A 16,409-nucleotide genomic window follows, 5' to 3' on the forward strand; every position below is an offset into this window, starting at 1 on the left:
GAGGTGGTGATCCGCCGGGAACGCGTCAGGGCGCTACCTGGAAGCTCCGCTCCAGCCGGTAGGGGGTTCCGTCGCGCCGGACCTCGGCCCGGGCCTGCCAGGTGCCGGGCATCCAGCCGCCCTCGGGCCGCTTGCGCCCGGCGAACAGCATGGTGCGCGCCTGGTCGCGGGCCTGGTCCTGCTGGTGGCTCACCATCTCGGCGCCGTCCGGGGCGACCAGGGTGAGTTCGATCCGGTCGCCCTGGCGCAGGGCATAGCCGCCCAGGAACACCACCAGGGCCGGCGAATCGGCGGTGACTGCCTCGGCCTCGGCGCGGCCGTCCCAGACCGCCTCGCTCTCGACCGGGCCGTCGGCGATGCCCAGGAGGGTCAGCGCCAAAGGCTGGTAGGCGAGCTGGTCGGCGGCGGCAGCGCTCCACAGGGACGGGCCGCCCTGGCCGCAGGCCGCCTCGACCGGGGTGCCGTGGAACGGGTCGAGCTCCTCGCCGTCCTTGCGCAGGCTCAGATGCAGGTGGGGGAAGCTGGTCATCCCGGACAGGCCGACCAGGCCCAGCTTCTGCCCCGCGGCCACCTTGTCGCCGGTACGGACCGCAATGCTGCCCTCGCGCAGGTGGCAGTACTGGGTCTCCCAGCCCTGATCGTGCTGCAGGAGCACGCCGTTGCCGCAGTCGATCCCGGTCACCGCCTCCTTGCCGCCCTTCTCCACGGTGATGTCCGGCACGCCGTCGCGGACCGCCTTCACCACGCCGCCCGAAGCGGCCAGCACGTCGACCCCGGCGCGCATCGCAGCCCCGTCGCGGATCGCGAAGTCGGTGCCGTCATGGCCGTCATAGGTCATGGAGCCGCAAAAGCTGTCGGCGACACCCGGGCCGGGATCGTGGTCGACGTAATGGATGATCCAGCAGTCGGCGCCGGGCGTGCAGGCGACCGGCAGGTCCAGCTCCAGCGCCCCGGCCGAGGCCGGCAGCAGCGGAAACAGGAAGAGCGGCAGCAGCGCCAGGCGACAGGTCATTCCGGGGGTGCTCCCACCGCGTAGAACACGAACTTGGCGGCGCCGTAGCGGCGCACGTCGTCCACATGGAAACCCTCCAGCTCCGGCGGGTCCTCCTTGCGGCCGATCTCGGCCACCATCAGCACGCCCACGTCCAGCCAGCCGCCCAGCATCAACCGCTCCACGGTCGGCCGGACCAGGTCCTTGCCGTAGGGCGGGTCGAGCAGGACCAGGCCGTGCGGCCGGTCGGCGGCGGTCAGCTTGGTGGCGTCCGCGCGGATCACCTTGGACCGCCCCGCCTCCTTGCAGGCTAGGACGTTCTTGCGGGTGATCGCCACCGCGTCCGGGCTGCTGTCGACGAAGGTGGCGTGCGCCGCCCCGCGCGAGAGGGCTTCCAGGCCCAGCGCCCCGGTGCCGCAGAACAGGTCGAGCACCACCGCGTCCAGGAGGACCTGGCGGGAGTGCAGCATGCTGAACAGGGCCTCGCGGGCCCGATCGGAGGTGGGACGCACGCCCTCGCCCTCGAATTCCTCGAGGCGGCGGCCGCGATGCTGGCCAGCGATGATCCTCATGCCCGGCGCGTCCGGTCGCGGCGCACCACCTTGGGCGCCGCAGCGCCCAGCTGCTCGCGCACCACCCTGGGGTTGACCTCCTCGACCTCGCCGCGCGGCAGCTGGCCCAGCTGGAACGGGCCGTAGGCGATCCGGATCAGGCGGCTGACCGGATGTCCGATATGTTCCATGACGCGGCGCACCTCCCGGTTCTTGCCTTCCTTCAGCGAGACCATGATCCAGCTGTTGTCGCCCTGTGCGCGGTCGACGCTCACCTGGATCGGCCCGTAGGTGATGCCCTCGATGGTGATCCCGGCCAGCAGGCGCGCCAGCGCCTCGGGCTCGGGCATCTTGTGGACGCGCGCCCGGTAGCGGCGGGTCCAGCCGGTGGAGGGCAGCTCCAGCCGGCGCTTGAGCTCGCCGTCGTTGGTGAGCAGCAGCAGCCCTTCGGAGCCGATGTCCAGCCGGCCGACCGGCACCAGCCGCGGCAGGTCCGGCGGCAGGCGGTCGTAGATCGTCGGACGGCCCTCGGGGTCGCGGGCGGCGGTGAGCACGCCGCGCGGCTTGTGGTAGCGGAACAGCCGGGTCGGCTCGGCGGCCGGCAGCGGCTTGCCGTCGACCACGATCCAGTCGTCGGCGCCGACATTCAGGGCGGGCGAGGGAATCACCTTGCCGTTCACCGCGACCCGGCCCTCGGCGATCAGCCGCTCGGCGTCGCGGCGCGAGCAGAGCCCGGCCCGGGCGATCCGCTTGGCGATCCGTTCGCCGCCCGGCGTTTCGTCGCTCATGACCGCACCCCCCGCGCCGCGTCGACGAAGGCCTGGAAGATCGCCCGGTCGCCGGGCGAGATGGCGTATTCCGGGTGCCACTGCACGCCCAGCAGGAAGCGGCGCGCGGGATCCTCGATCGCCTCGATCACCCCGTCGGCGGCGCGGCCGGTGACCGCCAGGCCAGGGGCCGGGCGGTCCACCGCCTGGTGGTGGGCGCTGTTGACCGGCAGGGTCGCCATCCCGGTGATCCGGTGCAGGAGGCTGCCGGGCTCGACGGCCACGTCGTGGCCTGGCTCCGTGCGCGGGTTGGGCTGCTCGTGGGCGAGACCGTCCGGCACGGCGTCCGGGATGTGCTGGATCAGGCTGCCGCCCAGCACGACGTTGAGGAGCTGCTGGCCGCCGCAGATGCCCAACACCGGCAGGTCGCGCGCCAGGGCCGCCCGGGTGACCGCCCACTCGAACTGGGTGCGCCGGTCCTTGGTGGTCACGGTCGCGTGGGTCTCGCCGGCGCCGTACAGGCCGGGGTCGACGTCGAAGGCGCCGCCGGTGACGATCAGGCCGGCCAGGCGGCCGGCATAGGCTTCGGCCAGTTCCGGCTCGTGCGGCAGGGCCACCGGCAGGCCGCCGGCTTGCGTCACCGCCTCGAAATAATTCTGGCGCAGCGCGTACCAGGGCAGCTTCGACCAGCCGCCCGCGGGCTCGGCGTCGAGCGTCAGGCCGATCAGCGGCCGGGTTTGGGCGTTCGTCATGACAATGTTCCGATCAGGCACCGGGCGCGGTATGCGGCGCATTCACCTCGGCGCGCAAGGACGCGCGCTCCAGGCCCAGGTCCATCTGCTCGCAGAACCGGCGCAGGTTGGGGAACTCGTCGGCGATCCGGCGCAGCTCCGTCTCCATCGGCACCAGCAGGATGTTGGCCAGAAAGCCGTAGGCGACCGCGTCGATGGTCGAGGTGTGGGAGCCCATGAAGAAGCGGTTGCCGCCCAGGAGAATCGAGGCGGCGGCCAGGTCTTCGCGCGCCATGGCGTAGATCTCGCGGGCGCTGTGGCGGCCAAGGCCGTGGCTGCGCAGCTGCCGGTTCATCCGCCGGCGCAGGAGCGGCCCGATCAGCCGGTCGGCCGGGGCCGGGAAGGTGGCGGACACCACCTGCTTCAGGGAGGCCCAGCCCTCCGGGTCGATCCAGCGGGCATAGACCAGGGCGTGGTAGAGATGATTCTCGAAGGTCCGCTGCAGGGCCAGGCTCTCGGCGAGCTGGCGGCCGTCCAGCCAGGCGTCGGGGTCGATCAGCCGGCTGCGCTTGAGATGCTCGATGATCAGGCCGCTGTCGCCGACCCGGCGGCCGCCATCGATGATGAAGGGCAGCTTGCCCTTGGGCGAGAGAGCCGGGTTGCGCTGGAAGCGGACGGTGTAGGGGACGCGGGCCAGGCGCAGCCAGGTCTCCAGCTTCAGGGTGAACGGGCTGAAATTGCGGCCCCAGACCGGCGGGAACTGCACCAGCACGATCTCGTCGGCCGCCGGCGCTTCCAGGGCGGCCGCGTCGGTGGCGGGGTCCTCGGGGGCAGGGGGCTTTGGGGCCGCCTCGTCCAGCTCGACGTCGCTCGCCATCACCCTCGCCTGTCCCGCCCCGCCATGGCACCGATCGCGATCGCCCCCGGCAAGGCCACGGCCGCCAGCACAGCGTAGGCGGGGCCGAAACCGCCGGCAAGCGAGGCCACCGCGGCGAACAGGAGCGGCCCGGCCACGATCCCGCTATAGGTGAAGAGCTGCACCCCGCCGGTGGCTGCGGCGGCCTCCTCGGGGCGCACCAGCCGCACGATCTCGGCGAAGAACACCCCGTTCCAGGCGAGCGAGGTGGCGCCGAACCAGGTGGAGAGCAGGATCATCGCCGGCAGCGGCCAGTCCGGGTTCAGGATCGCGGTGAGGAACCCGGCGATCGAGCCCAGGACGCCGATCAGGCCCAGGGTGCGGGCGGCCGAGCCGGTCCAGTCGGCGAGCCTGCCCCAGAGCGGCCGGGCGACAGCACCGCCGATCTGCGAGCAGGCGAACACCTGGCCGGCCGCGACCAGGGACAGGCCGCCGTTCAGCACCAGATGCGCGGTCAGGAAGGTCGACAGGCAGAGTTGCAGGGCAGCCAGGGCGAACGAGCCGGACGCGAGGACCAGCAGCGGCCGGTGGGTCCGCAGCAGGCCGACCCCGCCGGGCGGGCTTTCGCCCGAGCCGCGCCCCTGCCGGAAGCCGCGCAGGGCGATGCCGGCGAACGGCAGGACCACCAGGACGCACAAGGCCGAGATCAGGAACAGGGTCGCCTGCCAGCCGATCGCGTGGGCCAGAGGCGGAGCGAGAAAGCCGCCAAGCGCGCTGCCCAGCGGCACGCCGGTCTGCTTCACCGAGAACACCCAGCCGCGCCGCTCCGGCCGGGTCACCCGCACCAGCAGGGCCGAGGCGGTCGGGTTGACCAGGCCGTAGCCGAACCCGGCGAACAGGACGGAGGGGGCCAGGAGCGGCAGCCAGCCGGCCGAGAGGACGGCGATGCCCAGCCCGATCAGCACGATCGAGGCGAGGCTGCCGGCAAAGGCGCCCACGACCTGGGCGACCCGGCCGGCCAGGGCCGAGCCGGCGATGGCGCCGGCGAACAGGGTCGCGGTGTAGAGCCCGGCCACCACCGGATCGAGGCCCAGATCGGCGGCGATGTCGGTGGCCAGGACCGGCACGGTGAAGATGGCCAGCGCCGCCAGCACCTGGACCAGGAAGGTCTGCACCAGGATGGCGCGGGTCAGCTTGGGGTCGAGCTCCAACCGGGCGGACGCGGTCAGCGCGACAGGTTGCGGGCGGCCAGCGCTTCCAGATAGGCCGACCACAGCCGGTCATGGTCGCGGCCCATCCGGTAGAGGGTCGGCCAGGCGAAGATCCCGGTGGAATGGCCGTCCGAGAAGACCAGGCGCACCGCATAGTTGCCGACCGGGTCGACCGCGGTGATGGTCACGTCGCGCTTGTTCGGGACGATGGTCTTCTGGTTCGGCCCGTGGCCCTGCACCTCGGCGGACGGGCTCTCCACCCGCAGGAACTCGGCGGGCAGAAAGAAGCTGGCGCCGTCGTCGAAGGCGACCTCCAGGGCGCGCGCCCCCGGGGTGACGCGGATCTCGGTGGGCCAGGGCTCGCCCTTGGCCGCGCTCATCGGCGCAGCTCGGGCGGCACGCGCGGGAGCGGGTCGTCCTCGATCCGGCGGGCCTCGTCGACCAGCATGATCGGGATGCCGTCGCGGATCGGGAAGGCCAGGCCGGCCTTCTCGGAGATCAGCTCGCCGGCTGCCCGGTCGTAGCGCAGCGGGCTCTTGGTGAGCGGGCAGACCAGGATGGCCAGGAGATGGGGATCCACCGGAGAGGGGGCGGGGGCGGTCGGCGGAACCGGGGCTACGGACATGGGGCGTCGTCTCGCTGGTCAGTGCATCTGGGTGGGCGTGCCGCCGGGGCTGGTCAGCGCGTCCATCTGCATGAGCGCGGTCAGGATCTCGGTCTGCCGGTTCAGGTCGGCGGCTTCCAGCAGCGCCTGCTTTTCCGACGGCTCGAACGGGCAGATCATCGCCAGGGAGGTGACCAGGCCCGACATCGGCGCCTGCTCGATCCCCGACCATTCGGCGGCCAGCTCGTGGGCGTCCAGGAATTGCCGGAGCGCCTCCAAAAGCTCGTCGCGCAGTTCGGTGGAGGGCTCGGACGGCTCCAGGTCGCCCAGCCAGCGGCTGAAATCGGCGCGGACCTGGCGGTAGAGCGTGCCGCAGTCCAGCTCCTCGGCCACGTCGAACCGGCACACCCCGGTCAGCGCGATCAGGAAGCGGCCGTCGTCGTTTTCCTCGAAATGGGTGATCCGCCCGGCGCAGCCGACATCATAGAACTTCGGCTTGCGCTCCCGCTCCTGGTCCGGGCGGGGCTGCACCATCCCGATGATCTTGTGGGTCTGCATGGCATCCCGGACCATCGCCAGGTAGCGGGGCTCGAAGATGTTGAGCGGCAGGTTGCCGCCCGGCAGCAGCAGGGCCCCGGCCAGCGGGAAGACCGGGAAGTGCAGCGGCAGGCTTTCGACCGACGCCGTCATCAGGAAAACAGTACCGAGCTCAGCTGGCGGCGGCCCTTCAGCGTGGCCGGATGCTGCAGGCCGAGCACGTCGAAGAACTTCACCAGCTGCTTGCGGGCGCGGTCGTCCTCCCATTCGCGGTCGCGGCGGATCACGGTGAGCAGCTGGTCGATCGCCTGCTCGACCTGGCCGCGCAGGAACATCAGCGTCGCCAGCTGGCAGCGGGCGTCGTGGTCGGCGGGATCGGCCTCCAGCCGCGCGGCCAGCGCCACCGGGTCGCCCAGCTCGCCGGACTCCTTGGCCAGCGCCACAGCGGACTTCGCCCCGGTGATCTCGGCATTGTTGGTCAGCGCCACCGGGGCCTGGCCCAGCACCTCCTCGGCGCTGGGGATGTCGCCCATGGCCACCAGCGCGCGGGCGAGCCCGCCCAGCGCCGCCGGGTTCTCCGCCTCCAGCTGCAGGACCTCGCTGTAGATCGCGGCAGCGCCCTGCACGTCGCCGGCCTCCGCCATCTCCTTGGCCTGGGCCAGCGCCGCGGCGATGTCGTCGGCACCGCCGGCAGCGCCGCTGGACCCGGCCATCTTCAGGAGCTGGTCGATCAGCGCCTTGATCTGGCTCTCCGGCTGGGCGCCCTGGAATCCGGTCACCGGCTGGCCGTTGAAGAAGGCGTAGACCGTCGGCACCGACTGGATGCGGAACTGCTGGGCGATCTCAGGATTCTTGTCGATGTCGATCTTGACGAGGCGGATCTTGCCCCGGGCGTTGTTGACGGCTTTTTCCAGCATGGGCGTGAGCTGCTTGCACGGCCCGCACCAGGTTGCCCAGAAGTCGACCAGCACCGGGACCGGCGACTGGATGACGTCCTGGGCGAAGGTCTCGATGCTGCCGTCGACGATCCAGTCGTTGCCGCTCGCTTGTGCGGGTGCCGGAGCCGTACCGGTGCCGAACAACGCCATGACGCCTCACCAGGGAAGAAGATCAGAAAGACCGGCGCCGGGATCGGCCCGCCGCCTCGCGCTCTTGCAAGATGGCGGCAGGCTCCTGCCGATACAAGGGCTGCGAAAAGCTGCGAAATGGGGCTTGCCGGCTCCGCAATTTCCCCCTAGAAGCCGCTTCACCCAAGGACGCGGGCGTAGCTCAGGGGTAGAGCACAACCTTGCCAAGGTTGGGGTCGAGGGTTCGAATCCCTTCGCCCGCTCCAAAGACTTCCCAAGATCGCAAGTTGCCGTGAACAGTCGCTCCAGACTGTTCGAGCTGTCCCGGCACCGCTGAAGCAGCGGCCGGCCTGCATCATCCCTTTATCGCGAGAACTTCAGTCCAGCGCACCGGCTCGTCTGCGCCGCCGCTCCCGGCGACATGGCCTGGCGGTCCGGCCGCCGCCCGGGCGGGGCGGCGGCACTTGCCCGGCGGCCTCAGCGCGGCGGCACCCGTCCCAGGAGGGGACCCAGCGCCTCGGCCATGGTCGGGTGCGCCAGGACCGCCTCGCGCAGGACCGGGAAGGGCATCCCCGCCAGCATCGCGACCTGCACCACCGCCACCACCTCGCTGGCATCCGGGCCGATCATGGTGAAGCCCAGGATCCGGTCGCTGTCGGCCGCGACCAGCACCTTCATGAAGCCGTCGGTGGCCGAAAGGGTCCGGGCGCGCAGGACGCCCGCGATCGGCAGGCTGGCCGTGCGCACCGCGATCCCGCGCCTGGCGGCCTCGCCCTCGTCCAGCCCGACCCGCGCCAGCTGCGGCTCGGTGAACAGCGCGTAGGGCACCAGCCGGTCGCCCGTGCTGCGGCTGCCGCCGGCGAGGTTGTCCCGGATGATGCGGAAATCGTCCAGCGAGGCGTGGGTGAATTGCGGGCTGCCGGCGACCTCGCCCAGGGCCCACACGTTCGGCTGGCTGGTCTCCAGCCGGTCGTTCACCGCAATGAAGCCGCGCCCGGTCAGCTTGATCCCGGCTTCCTCCAGGCCGATCCCGGCCGTGTTGGGGATGCGGCCGGCGGCTGCCAGGATGTGGCTGGCCTGGATGGTGAGCGAGCCGTCCGCGGTCTCGGCCAGGACCAGGACATGGTCGCCGGAGCGGCCGGAGACCTGCCGCAGCTTGACACCGGTGCGCAGCTCGATCCCGTCGGCGCGCAGGATGCCGCCCAGGGTCGCCGCGACGTCGGGATCCTCGCGGCCGGCGATCTGCCCGCCCTGTTCCAGGACGGTGACGCTGGCGCCGAAGCGGCGATAGGCCTGGGCCAGTTCCAGGCCGACATAGCCGCCGCCGATCACCACGAGATGCTCAGGCACATGGTCGAGGTCCAGCGCCTCCACATGGGTGAGCGGCCGCGCCGCCGCCAGCCCGGGCACGTCCGGCACGGCGGCGTGGGTCCCGAGGTTGAGGAACAGCCGCTCCGCGGTGAGGGTGACGGCGCCGCCCTCGTTCAGCTGGACCTCGACCCGGCGGTCGCCCACCAGGCTCGCCTGGCCCATGATCAGCTCGGCGCCGCTGCCGCGGAACTGGTCCAGATGCATGTCGATCAGGCCGTCGACCATGGCGCGCTTGCGTTCCTGGACCCGCGGCATGGTGACCCCGCCGGGGGCCGGGGCGATGCCGTGGCGGGCGGCCTCCTGGCCCAGGCTCACCAGATGCGAGCTCCAGATCACGTTCTTGCTGGGCAGGCAGGCGATGTTCGGGCAGGAGCCGCCGATCCAGCGCCGCTCGACCACGGCGGCGCACTGGCCGGCGCGCGCCAGATGCCATGCCAGGTACTTGCCGCCCTCGCCGCTGCCGATGACCAGGGCGTCGTAATGGCCGGTTTGCGCCATGATGGAGGTGCCTCGCGTTGCTTGGGGCGGTCGGAACAGGCGGCCTGTGCGCCGCACGCCACCTGATCCCGCGTCCGGGCACTGCCGTATTGAATGAAAGAGCCGATGGCCCGGGCGGTACGGCACCCAAGTGGACGGAGCTTTTCCGGCGACATGCCAGGAACGTCTGGGGTAGGTGGGGTTTGATCTGCTTGACGAAGACAGCCCGTGAGGAGCCGAAGAATGACCTGGGAAACCCCGATCCTGATCGAAATGCGCGTCGGCATGGAGGTCACCAGCTACGAATCGGCCGAGATCGAGGCGCCGGAAGGCGACCTGATCGACTGATGCCAGCGCCGCACGGCCGCGGGCCTGGTGCGGCGTCGTGAGGATCATCGTTCTCGGATCGGCGGCCGGCGGCGGCTTTCCCCAGTGGAACTGCCGCTGCCCGGTCTGCCGGCTGGCCTGGGCGGGCGACAAGCGGGTCACGCCCCGGACCCAGTCCGGGCTGGCGGTCAGCGCGGACGGCGAGCGGTGGATCCTGCTCAACGCTTCGCCCGACCTGCGCCAGCAGATCCTGGCGACCCCGGCGCTCCACCCGAAAACAGGCCTGCGTCACAGCCCGATCGCGGCCGTGATCCTGACCAATGGCGAGCTCGACCACATCGCCGGGCTTCTGACCCTGCGCGAGCGGCAGGCCTTCCGCCTGTACGCGACCGAGACGACCCATGCTTCGGTCAGGAGCAACGACCTGTTCCGCGCGCTCGACGAGAAGCTGGTCGAGCGCTGCCCGATGCAGCCGGGCGAACCGCTGGACCTGCCGGGCCTGCGCTTCGTTCCGTTCGTGGTGCCGGGCAAGGTGCCGCTCTACCAGGAAAGCGGCGACGTCGCGCTGGGCGAGGAGACCGAGCATGTGCTGGGGCTGGAGATCATCGCGGACGGCCAGCGCTGCCTCTATGTGCCGAACTGCGCCCGGATCACGCCGGAACTGCGCGAGCGGCTGGCGGGAGCCGACCTCCTGTTCTTCGACGGCACCACCTTCACCGACGACGAGATGGTCCGCCACGGCCTCTCGCCCAAGACCGCGGCGCGGATGGGGCATCTCGCCATGGACGGGCCCGACGGCTCGATCGCGGGCCTGGCCGGCCTCCCGCTCGGACGGCGGGTCTTCCTTCACCTGAACAACAGCAACCCGGCCCTGGTCGAGGGTTCAGCCGAGCGGCTGCAGGTGGCCGCCGCCGGCTGGGAGCTGGCGCATGACGGCATGGAGTTCACGCTTTGACCGAACGGCTGGGACGCGGGGAACTGGAGGCCGCGCTGCGGCAGGTCGGCGCCGAGCGCTACCATCACCTGCACCCGTTCCACCAGCGGCTGCACGGTGGTGCCTGCAGCCGCGGCGAGGTGCAGGCCTGGGCGCTCAACCGCTACTATTACCAGTCGATGATCCCGGTCAAAGACGCGGCCGTGCTCGGGCAGATGCGCGATCCGGCGCTGCGGCGGGCCTGGCGGCAGCGGATCGTCGACCATGACGGCGACCGGGACGGCGAGGGCGGCATCGCCCGCTGGCTGGCGCTGACCGACGGGGTCGGGCTCGACCGCGACCTGGTGGTGTCCACCCGCGCCGTCCTGCCGACCACCCGGTTCGCGGTCGAGGCCTATGTCGCGTTCTGCCGGGACCGGACGCTGCTGGAAGCGATCGCGTCCTCGCTGACCGAACTGTTCTCGCCGCAGATCATCGGCGAGCGGATCGCCGGGATGCTGGCCCATTACGACTTCGTCGACCAGGGCGTGCTGGCCTATTTCACCGCCCGCCCGCCCCAGGCCGAGCGGGACAGCGCCTTTGCGCTGGCCTACGTGCTGGAGCATGCGGTCACGCCGGAGACGCAGGCGGCCGCGCTGGCGGCCTTAAGCTTCAAGACCGAGGTGCTGTGGGCGCAGCTCGACGGGTTGTGGATGGCCTATGTGGAAGGCCGCCCGCCGCCGGGCGCGTGGAGGCCAGCACCATGAGCCACGCGATCCCAAACGACGCCCGCCCGCGTTTGCCGCGCGGGGTGCGGCTGCGCCAGGACAAGGCGCGGAACTGCTGGCTCCTGCTGGCGCCGGAAACCCTGTTCGAGCTGAACCAGAGTTCGGTGGAGATCCTGCGGCGATGCACCGGCGAGCAGAGCTTCGCCCAGATCGTGGACGAGCTGGCCCAGAGCTTCGGCGTGGACCGGATGCGAGTCGAACAGGACAGCCAGGCCCTGCTCGGCCAGCTGCTGGCCAAGCGGTTGATCGACCTGTGAGCATGCCGCCACCGGTCGGCCTCCTGGCCGAGCTCACCCATCGCTGCCCGCTGGGATGCCCGTATTGTTCCAACCCGCTCCGGCTGGACCAGAAGGGCGCCGAGCTGGACACCGCCGCATGGCAGCAGGTGTTCCGGCAGGCGGCGGAGCTGGGCGTGCTGCACGTCCATCTGTCGGGCGGCGAGCCGGTGGCCAGGCCGGACCTGGCCGACCTCGTCGCCACCTGCGCAGAACAGGGCCTCTACACCAACCTGATCACCTCGGGCATCGGCCTGAGCGAGCGGCGGGTGGCGGCGATCGCGGAAGCGGGCCTGGACCATGTCCAGCTCTCGATCCAGGACGCGCTGCCGGACAGCGCCGACCGGATCGCCGGCTATAGCGGCGCGTTTGCGCGCAAGCGGGAGACCGCCCGGCTGGTGGTGGCGGCGGGCCTGCCGCTCACCGTCAACTTCGTGCTGCACCGGGCCAACATCGAGCGCGCCGCCGGCCTGATCGAGCTGGCGATCGAGCTTGGCGCCCGGCGGGTCGAGATCGCCCATGCCCAGTATTATGGCTGGGCGCTGGCCAACCGCGCGGCCCTACAGCCTGCGCCCGACCAGGTGCGCCGGGCGGTGGCCGAGGTCGAGCGGATGAAGGCCTCGACCGGCGGCACCATCGTGATCGACCATGTGGCCCCGGACTACCACGCAAGGTTCCCCAAGGCCTGCATGGGCGGCTGGGCCAGGCGCAGCCTGAACGTCACGCCGTCCGGCCGCGTGCTGCCCTGCCATGCCGCCGAGACCATCCCGGGCCTGGAGTTCTGGTCGGTGGCCGAGCGCTCCCTGGCCGAGATCTGGGCGCAGTCGCCGGCCTTCAACGCGTTTCGCGGGACCGACTGGATGCAGGAGCCCTGCCGGTCCTGCGCGCGCAAGGAGGTCGATTTCGGCGGCTGCCGCTGCCAGGCGATGGCGCTGGCGGGCGACGCCCGCGCCACCGACCCGGTCTGCGTGCTGTCCCCGCACCGGGGCCTGGTCGACGCGGCCCTGCAAGGCGAGACCGCCGGCGACGCCAGGCCGGACTATGTGTACCGGCGCTGACGGTCCGGGGGAGCCGGGCATCCTTTGGAGGATGCCGGGCTGACCCATCCGGAGCGGGGCAGCACCTTCAGCCGGCCGCGAGCGGCAGGCCCGGCAGGAGCTGGTCCAGCGAGACCGGCAGGCTGCGCACCCGGACACCGGTGGCGTGCCAGATCGCGTTGACCACCGCCCCGGCGGTGCCGGTGATCCCGATCTCGCCGACCCCCTTGGTGCCGATCGCGTTGACGTGCGGGTCGTGCTCCTCGACCAGGATCGCCTCGATCGACGGCAGGTCGGCGTTCACCGGGACATGGTACTCGGCGAGGTTCGGGTTCATCGGCCGGCCGCTGCGCCGGTCGAGCAGGGCATGCTCGTGCAGGGCGAAGGAAACGCCCCAGATCATCCCGCCCCGGTACTGGCTCTCCACCATGCGCGGGTTGACGATCCGCCCGGCGGCGAACGCGCCGACCAGCCGGGCGACCCGGACCTGACCCAGTTCCGGATCGACCCGCACCTCGGCGAACACCGCCCCGTGGGCGTGGCGCGCGAACGGGTCCTGGGCGCCCGGCGGGGGTGCACTCTGGCCGTGGCCGCTGATCGAGGCGAGGCCGGCCCGGTCCAGGATCGTGGCGAAGCTCTCGCTGACTCCCGGGTCGTCGCGCCGCACCAGCCGGCCGTCCTGGGCGCTCACCCCGGCATTGTCCGCGCCGAACAGGAGCGAGCCCGGATCGGCCATGGCCAGGGCGGCCAAGGCGGCGATCGCGTCCGCGCCGGCGGCATGGATCGCCGAGCCCGCCGTCGCGGTCTGCGCCGAGGCGCCGGCGATGCCGCCCGGGGGCAGGTCCGAGCGGCCCATGCGCAGCTCCACCAGCCCCAGCGGCAGGCAGACGCTGTCCGCGGCCAGCTGCGCCAGCGCGGTCCAGGCACCCTGGCCCATGTCGATGGCACCGGTCTCCACCAGCGCGGTCCCGTCGCGGCGCAGCTCGACCGTCGCTTCCGCCTGGAACATCCGGGTCGGGAAGGTGGCGGTGCCGACGCCCCATCCCAGCAGGAAGTCCTGCTCGTCCCGCATCTGCCGCGGTGCCAGCGGGCGGCCCTGCCAGCCGAACCGCTCGGCCCCGGCGGCGTAGCAGCGGCGCAGCTCCTTGGAGGAGAACGGCTTGCCGGAGATCGGCTCGCGCTCGGCATGGTTGGCCAGGCGGAACGCCAGCGGATCCATGCCGCAGGCCTCGGCCATCTCGTCGACCGCCGCCTCCAGGGCCACGCTGCCGGACGCCTCGCCGGGTGCCCGCATGTAGATCGGCGTGCCGATGTCGAGCCGGACCGCCTCGTAATGGGTCCGGAGCGCGCCGGTCGCGTAGAGCGTGTGCGAGATGCTGCTGCTGGGCTCGTAATAGTCGTCGAACCGGCTGGAGGCGGTCAGGGTGTGGTGGTCGAGCGCCGCCAGTGTCCCGTCCGCGCGCGCACCCAGCCGGAGCGTCTGCCGGGTCGCCGAGCGGTGCCCGACCGGGCCGAACATCTGCTCGCGCCGCAGCACGAGCTTCACCGGGCGGCCGACCAGCCGGGCGGCGAGGATGCCCAGGACCTGCGGCCCGGAGATCACGAATTTCGAGCCGAACCCGCCGCCCAGGAAGGGTGCCCGGATCAGGATGTGCTCTGGGTCCATGCCGAGCAGCCCGGCTATCCGCTGCCGCGCCACGCCCAGCCCCTGGTTCGGCGTGTCGATCACCAGCCGCTCGCCCTGCCATTCCGCCACGATGGCGTGGGGCTCGATCGGGTTGTGGTACTGCTCCGGGGTCTCGTAGACCGCCTCGATCCGCCGGACCGCGCTGTCCAGGGCGGCCTCGATCTCGCCGCCCGCGGTCTCCACCGGCAGTTCGCCCACCCCCACCCGCTCCGGCACGAACCGGCCGGGCGCGTCGAGGCCGACCTGGACCGGCTCCGCCAGATAGGTCGGCGCAAGCAGGGCGGCGCCCTCGGTGGCCGCTTCCAGGGTCTGGGCGATCACCACCGCGATCGGCTGGTGGGCGTAGCGGACGCTGTCGTCCTGCAGCAGCTCCATCTTGAAGGTGAGGATCTCGCCGACCTGGTCGGGATCGCGGGCGATCTTCGGCACGTTGCGCGGCGTCATCACCTCGACCACGCCCGGATGGGTCCTGGCCGCCGCCTCGTCGAGCGCCAGCACCCGGCCGCGCGCGATGCTGCTAACCGCCAGCACCGCATGCAGCATGCCGGGCGGGTGGTTGTCGGCGGCATAGGTGGCGGCGCCGGTCACCTTCAACTCGCCGTCGCGCCGGGTCAGGCCCTGGCCGATGCTGGAGCCGAACCGGGGCATGCCGTTCGAAAGGTCAGCCATGGGCCAGGGCCTCCTTGGGGGTGGCGAGGGGCGAGGCGGGCAGCGGCGGCAGGCGCTCGGGCGTGCCGGCCGCGGCCAGGCGCAGCGCGCGGGCCACGACCCGGCGCGCCAGCTCGATCTTGAACGCGTTGGCGCCGGAGGGGCGCGCATCCGCAAGCGCCGCCCAGGCAGCGTCGGCATACGCCGCCTCGCCGGGCGCGCGGCCCGCCAGCGCGGCCTCGGCGGCATGTGCCCGCCAGGGCCTGGCGGCGACGCCGCCCAGCGCCACCCGCGCTTCCTGGATGATCCCGCCTTCCAGGCGCAGGGCCGCCGCGGCCGAGACCACCGCGAAGGCATAGGAGGTGCGCTCCCGCAGCTTGACGTAGCGGGCGTTTCCGGAGAACGCGGCGGCCGAAGCCGGCAGCCGCACCGCCAGGATCAGCTCGCCCGGGCGCAGGCTGGTTTCCCTGGCCGGATCCTCGCCCGGCAGAAGGTGCAGTTCCTCCACCGGCAGCTCGCGCGGGCCGGCCGGCCCGTCCAGTTCCAGCACCGCGCCCAGCGCCACGAGCGGCACCGCAAAGTCGGAGGGATGGGTGGCGATGCAGGCCGGGCTCCAGCCCAGGACGGCGTGCAGGCGGTTGTCGCCCTCGCGGGCGTCGCAGCCGGCCCCGGGGCTGCGCCGGTTGCAGGCGCTGGCCGGGTCGTAGAAATGCAGGCAGCGGGTGCGCTGCAGAAGGTTGCCGCCGACCGTGGCGGCATTGCGCAGCTGGGCGGACGCGCCGGAAAGCAGGGCTTCCGCGACTGCCGGGAAGGTGCCGGCGAACTCCTGGTCGTGGGCGAGGTCGCTGTTGCGCACCAGGGCCCCGATCCGCACGCCGCCATCGGCCAGGCGCTCGACCCGGTTCAGGCCGGGCAGGCGGGTGATGTCGACGATCCGGCCGGGCTGGGCGATGCGGCCCTTCATCAGGTCGAGCAGGTTGGTCCCGCCGGCCAGGTAGACCGATCCGGGCGCGGACCCGGCGTCGATCGCCTCGGCGACGCTGGCCGGGCGGAGATAGTCGAACCGGTTCATGCCGCCTCGCTGGTGCCGGGGTGGGAGGCCTGGGCGGCCATCGCGTCGAGGATCGCCGCGGTGATTCCGGCATAGGCGCCGCAGCGGCACAGATTGCCGCTCATGGCCTCCCGGACCCGCTCGGGCGTGTCGGCCTGGTTCTCCCGGATCATGCCGGCGGCGCTCATGATCTGCCCTGGGGTGCAGAAGCCGCACTGGAAGCCGTCATGGGCGATGAAGGCGGCCTGGAGCGGGTGCAGCCCGTCCGGGCCGGCCAGGCCCTCGATGGTCTGCAGGCTGGCGCCGTCATGGCTCAGGGCCAGCGCCAGGCAGGCATTGAGCCGGCGGCCGTCGACCAGGATGGTGCAGGCGCCGCACTGGCCGCGGTCGCAGCCCTTCTTGGTGCCGGTGAGGTGGAGACGCTCGCGCAGGAGGTCGAGGAGCGTCACCCTGGGATCGTCCAGGGTCAGGTCATGCGGCTGACCGTTGACGACGAGATGCAGCGGAAAGGTCATGCGAA

Annotated in this window: 19 protein-coding genes and 1 tRNA gene; 6 read left to right on the forward strand and 14 right to left on the reverse strand. The window is 72.0% G+C overall.

Annotated features, from left to right (window positions below; genetic code table 11):
- Positions 1-25: 25 nt before the first annotated feature.
- The 10 genes from GEMRO_RS0114785 to trxA are packed head-to-tail and all read right to left on the reverse strand — an operon-like array spanning position 26 to position 7,336.
- Positions 26-1,012: a M23 family metallopeptidase gene (locus GEMRO_RS0114785; protein WP_027134609.1), complete on the reverse strand. Its 987-nt coding sequence runs from the start codon at positions 1,010-1,012 to the stop codon at positions 26-28.
- Entirely contained in the window at positions 1,009-1,563 is a 555-nt protein-coding gene (gene rsmD, locus GEMRO_RS0114790; protein WP_027134610.1) for a 16S rRNA (guanine(966)-N(2))-methyltransferase RsmD, read from the reverse strand. The genes GEMRO_RS0114785 and rsmD overlap by 4 nt, the downstream gene beginning before the upstream one ends.
- Entirely contained in the window at positions 1,560-2,330 is a 771-nt protein-coding gene (locus GEMRO_RS29850) for a pseudouridine synthase (RefSeq protein ID WP_035485370.1), read from the reverse strand. Before GEMRO_RS29850 ends, rsmD begins: the two co-directional genes overlap by 4 nt.
- The gene (locus GEMRO_RS0114800; RefSeq protein ID WP_027134611.1) at positions 2,327-3,061 is read right to left on the reverse strand and encodes a gamma-glutamyl-gamma-aminobutyrate hydrolase family protein; all 735 of its coding nucleotides are present in this window, start codon (positions 3,059-3,061) and stop codon (positions 2,327-2,329) included. Before GEMRO_RS0114800 ends, GEMRO_RS29850 begins: the two co-directional genes overlap by 4 nt.
- A gap of 13 nt (positions 3,062-3,074) precedes the next feature.
- Positions 3,075-3,917 carry a glutathione S-transferase family protein gene (locus GEMRO_RS29855; protein WP_051329094.1) on the reverse strand — a complete coding sequence of 281 codons (843 nt, stop codon included), beginning with the start codon at positions 3,915-3,917 and terminating at the stop codon, positions 3,075-3,077.
- Entirely contained in the window at positions 3,917-5,107 is a 1,191-nt protein-coding gene (locus GEMRO_RS0114810; RefSeq protein ID WP_027134612.1) for an MFS transporter, read from the reverse strand. The genes GEMRO_RS29855 and GEMRO_RS0114810 overlap by 1 nt, the downstream gene beginning before the upstream one ends.
- 14 nt (positions 5,108-5,121) lie before the next feature.
- On the reverse strand, positions 5,122-5,487 hold the full coding sequence (locus tag GEMRO_RS0114815) for a gamma-butyrobetaine hydroxylase-like domain-containing protein (RefSeq protein WP_027134613.1): 366 nt from the start codon (positions 5,485-5,487) through the stop codon (positions 5,122-5,124).
- Complete coding sequence (locus tag GEMRO_RS0114820) at positions 5,484-5,732, reverse strand: Trm112 family protein (RefSeq protein ID WP_051329095.1); 249 nt, start codon at positions 5,730-5,732, stop codon at positions 5,484-5,486. The genes GEMRO_RS0114815 and GEMRO_RS0114820 overlap by 4 nt, the downstream gene beginning before the upstream one ends.
- Positions 5,733-5,750: 18 nt before the next feature.
- Positions 5,751-6,401: an LON peptidase substrate-binding domain-containing protein gene (locus GEMRO_RS29860; RefSeq protein WP_051329096.1), complete on the reverse strand. Its 651-nt coding sequence runs from the start codon at positions 6,399-6,401 to the stop codon at positions 5,751-5,753.
- Complete coding sequence (gene trxA / locus GEMRO_RS0114830; RefSeq protein WP_027134615.1) at positions 6,401-7,336, reverse strand: thioredoxin; 936 nt, start codon at positions 7,334-7,336, stop codon at positions 6,401-6,403. Before trxA ends, GEMRO_RS29860 begins: the two co-directional genes overlap by 1 nt.
- Before the next feature lie 170 nt (positions 7,337-7,506).
- Between trxA and GEMRO_RS0114835 the strand changes: the two genes are divergently transcribed.
- Positions 7,507-7,581 (forward strand) — tRNA-Gly (locus GEMRO_RS0114835).
- A 211-nt stretch (positions 7,582-7,792) separates the two neighbouring features.
- On the opposite strand, the gene GEMRO_RS0114840 is transcribed toward GEMRO_RS0114835, so the two are convergent.
- Positions 7,793-9,184, reverse strand: a complete 1,392-nt coding sequence (locus GEMRO_RS0114840; protein WP_027134616.1) for a dihydrolipoyl dehydrogenase family protein — start codon at positions 9,182-9,184, stop codon at positions 7,793-7,795.
- Between the two features lie 222 nt (positions 9,185-9,406).
- Between GEMRO_RS0114840 and pqqA the strand changes: the two genes are divergently transcribed.
- From pqqA to pqqE, 5 genes are read left to right on the forward strand one after another with little or no spacing between them, the layout of a single operon-like run.
- Positions 9,407-9,511 carry a pyrroloquinoline quinone precursor peptide PqqA gene (gene pqqA, locus GEMRO_RS0114845; RefSeq protein ID WP_027134617.1) on the forward strand — a complete coding sequence of 35 codons (105 nt, stop codon included), beginning with the start codon at positions 9,407-9,409 and terminating at the stop codon, positions 9,509-9,511.
- Positions 9,512-9,548: 37 nt separating this feature from the next.
- A complete protein-coding gene (gene pqqB / locus GEMRO_RS0114850; protein ID WP_027134618.1) occupies positions 9,549-10,445 on the forward strand; it encodes a pyrroloquinoline quinone biosynthesis protein PqqB in 897 nt (298 codons plus the stop codon).
- Complete coding sequence (gene pqqC / locus GEMRO_RS0114855) at positions 10,442-11,170, forward strand: pyrroloquinoline-quinone synthase PqqC (protein WP_027134619.1); 729 nt, start codon at positions 10,442-10,444, stop codon at positions 11,168-11,170. Before pqqB ends, pqqC begins: the two co-directional genes overlap by 4 nt.
- Positions 11,167-11,448 carry a pyrroloquinoline quinone biosynthesis peptide chaperone PqqD gene (gene pqqD, locus GEMRO_RS34695; protein WP_027134620.1) on the forward strand — a complete coding sequence of 94 codons (282 nt, stop codon included), beginning with the start codon at positions 11,167-11,169 and terminating at the stop codon, positions 11,446-11,448. The genes pqqC and pqqD overlap by 4 nt, the downstream gene beginning before the upstream one ends.
- A gap of 2 nt (positions 11,449-11,450) precedes the next feature.
- Positions 11,451-12,524 (forward strand): pyrroloquinoline quinone biosynthesis protein PqqE, encoded by a 1,074-nt coding sequence (gene pqqE, locus GEMRO_RS0114865; RefSeq protein WP_035485374.1) that lies wholly within the window; start codon positions 11,451-11,453, stop codon positions 12,522-12,524.
- Between the two features lie 67 nt (positions 12,525-12,591).
- On the opposite strand, the gene GEMRO_RS0114870 is transcribed toward pqqE, so the two are convergent.
- The 3 genes from GEMRO_RS0114870 to GEMRO_RS0114880 are packed head-to-tail and all read right to left on the reverse strand — an operon-like array spanning position 12,592 to position 16,404.
- A complete protein-coding gene (locus GEMRO_RS0114870) occupies positions 12,592-14,859 on the reverse strand; it encodes a xanthine dehydrogenase family protein molybdopterin-binding subunit (protein WP_027134622.1) in 2,268 nt (755 codons plus the stop codon).
- Positions 14,852-15,910, reverse strand: coding sequence for an FAD binding domain-containing protein (locus GEMRO_RS0114875; RefSeq protein WP_027134623.1), 1,059 nt, complete (start codon positions 15,908-15,910; stop codon positions 14,852-14,854). Before GEMRO_RS0114875 ends, GEMRO_RS0114870 begins: the two co-directional genes overlap by 8 nt.
- Positions 15,907-16,404, reverse strand: a complete 498-nt coding sequence (locus GEMRO_RS0114880) for a (2Fe-2S)-binding protein (RefSeq protein ID WP_027134624.1) — start codon at positions 16,402-16,404, stop codon at positions 15,907-15,909. Before GEMRO_RS0114880 ends, GEMRO_RS0114875 begins: the two co-directional genes overlap by 4 nt.
- Between the last annotated feature and the right edge of the window lie 5 nt (positions 16,405-16,409).

This window comes from Geminicoccus roseus DSM 18922 (assembly GCF_000427665.1).
GTDB lineage: Bacteria > Pseudomonadota > Alphaproteobacteria > Geminicoccales > Geminicoccaceae > Geminicoccus > Geminicoccus roseus.

Excerpts from the sequence above, each read along its gene's own strand:
- pqqE (WP_035485374.1), top strand. The coding sequence starts at position 11,451 with ATGCCGCCACCGGTCGGCCTCCTGGCCGAGCTCACCCATCGCTGCCCG.
- GEMRO_RS0114875 (WP_027134623.1), bottom strand. The coding sequence starts at position 15,910 with ATGAACCGGTTCGACTATCTCCGCCCGGCCAGCGTCGCCGAGGCGATC.
- GEMRO_RS0114800 (WP_027134611.1), bottom strand. The coding sequence starts at position 3,061 with ATGACGAACGCCCAAACCCGGCCGCTGATCGGCCTGACGCTCGACGCC.
- GEMRO_RS29855 (WP_051329094.1), bottom strand. The coding sequence starts at position 3,917 with ATGGCGAGCGACGTCGAGCTGGACGAGGCGGCCCCAAAGCCCCCTGCC.
- GEMRO_RS29860 (WP_051329096.1), bottom strand. The coding sequence starts at position 6,401 with ATGACGGCGTCGGTCGAAAGCCTGCCGCTGCACTTCCCGGTCTTCCCG.
- GEMRO_RS0114870 (WP_027134622.1), bottom strand. The coding sequence starts at position 14,859 with ATGGCTGACCTTTCGAACGGCATGCCCCGGTTCGGCTCCAGCATCGGC.
- GEMRO_RS0114880 (WP_027134624.1), bottom strand. The coding sequence starts at position 16,404 with ATGACCTTTCCGCTGCATCTCGTCGTCAACGGTCAGCCGCATGACCTG.
- GEMRO_RS29850 (WP_035485370.1), bottom strand. The coding sequence starts at position 2,330 with ATGAGCGACGAAACGCCGGGCGGCGAACGGATCGCCAAGCGGATCGCC.
- trxA (WP_027134615.1), bottom strand. The coding sequence starts at position 7,336 with ATGGCGTTGTTCGGCACCGGTACGGCTCCGGCACCCGCACAAGCGAGC.
- GEMRO_RS0114815 (WP_027134613.1), bottom strand. The coding sequence starts at position 5,487 with ATGAGCGCGGCCAAGGGCGAGCCCTGGCCCACCGAGATCCGCGTCACC.
- pqqD (WP_027134620.1), top strand. The coding sequence starts at position 11,167 with ATGAGCCACGCGATCCCAAACGACGCCCGCCCGCGTTTGCCGCGCGGG.
- GEMRO_RS0114820 (WP_051329095.1), bottom strand. The coding sequence starts at position 5,732 with ATGTCCGTAGCCCCGGTTCCGCCGACCGCCCCCGCCCCCTCTCCGGTG.
- rsmD (WP_027134610.1), bottom strand. The coding sequence starts at position 1,563 with ATGAGGATCATCGCTGGCCAGCATCGCGGCCGCCGCCTCGAGGAATTC.
- pqqA (WP_027134617.1), top strand. The coding sequence starts at position 9,407 with ATGACCTGGGAAACCCCGATCCTGATCGAAATGCGCGTCGGCATGGAG.
- GEMRO_RS0114840 (WP_027134616.1), bottom strand. The coding sequence starts at position 9,184 with ATGGCGCAAACCGGCCATTACGACGCCCTGGTCATCGGCAGCGGCGAG.
- GEMRO_RS0114785 (WP_027134609.1), bottom strand. The coding sequence starts at position 1,012 with ATGACCTGTCGCCTGGCGCTGCTGCCGCTCTTCCTGTTTCCGCTGCTG.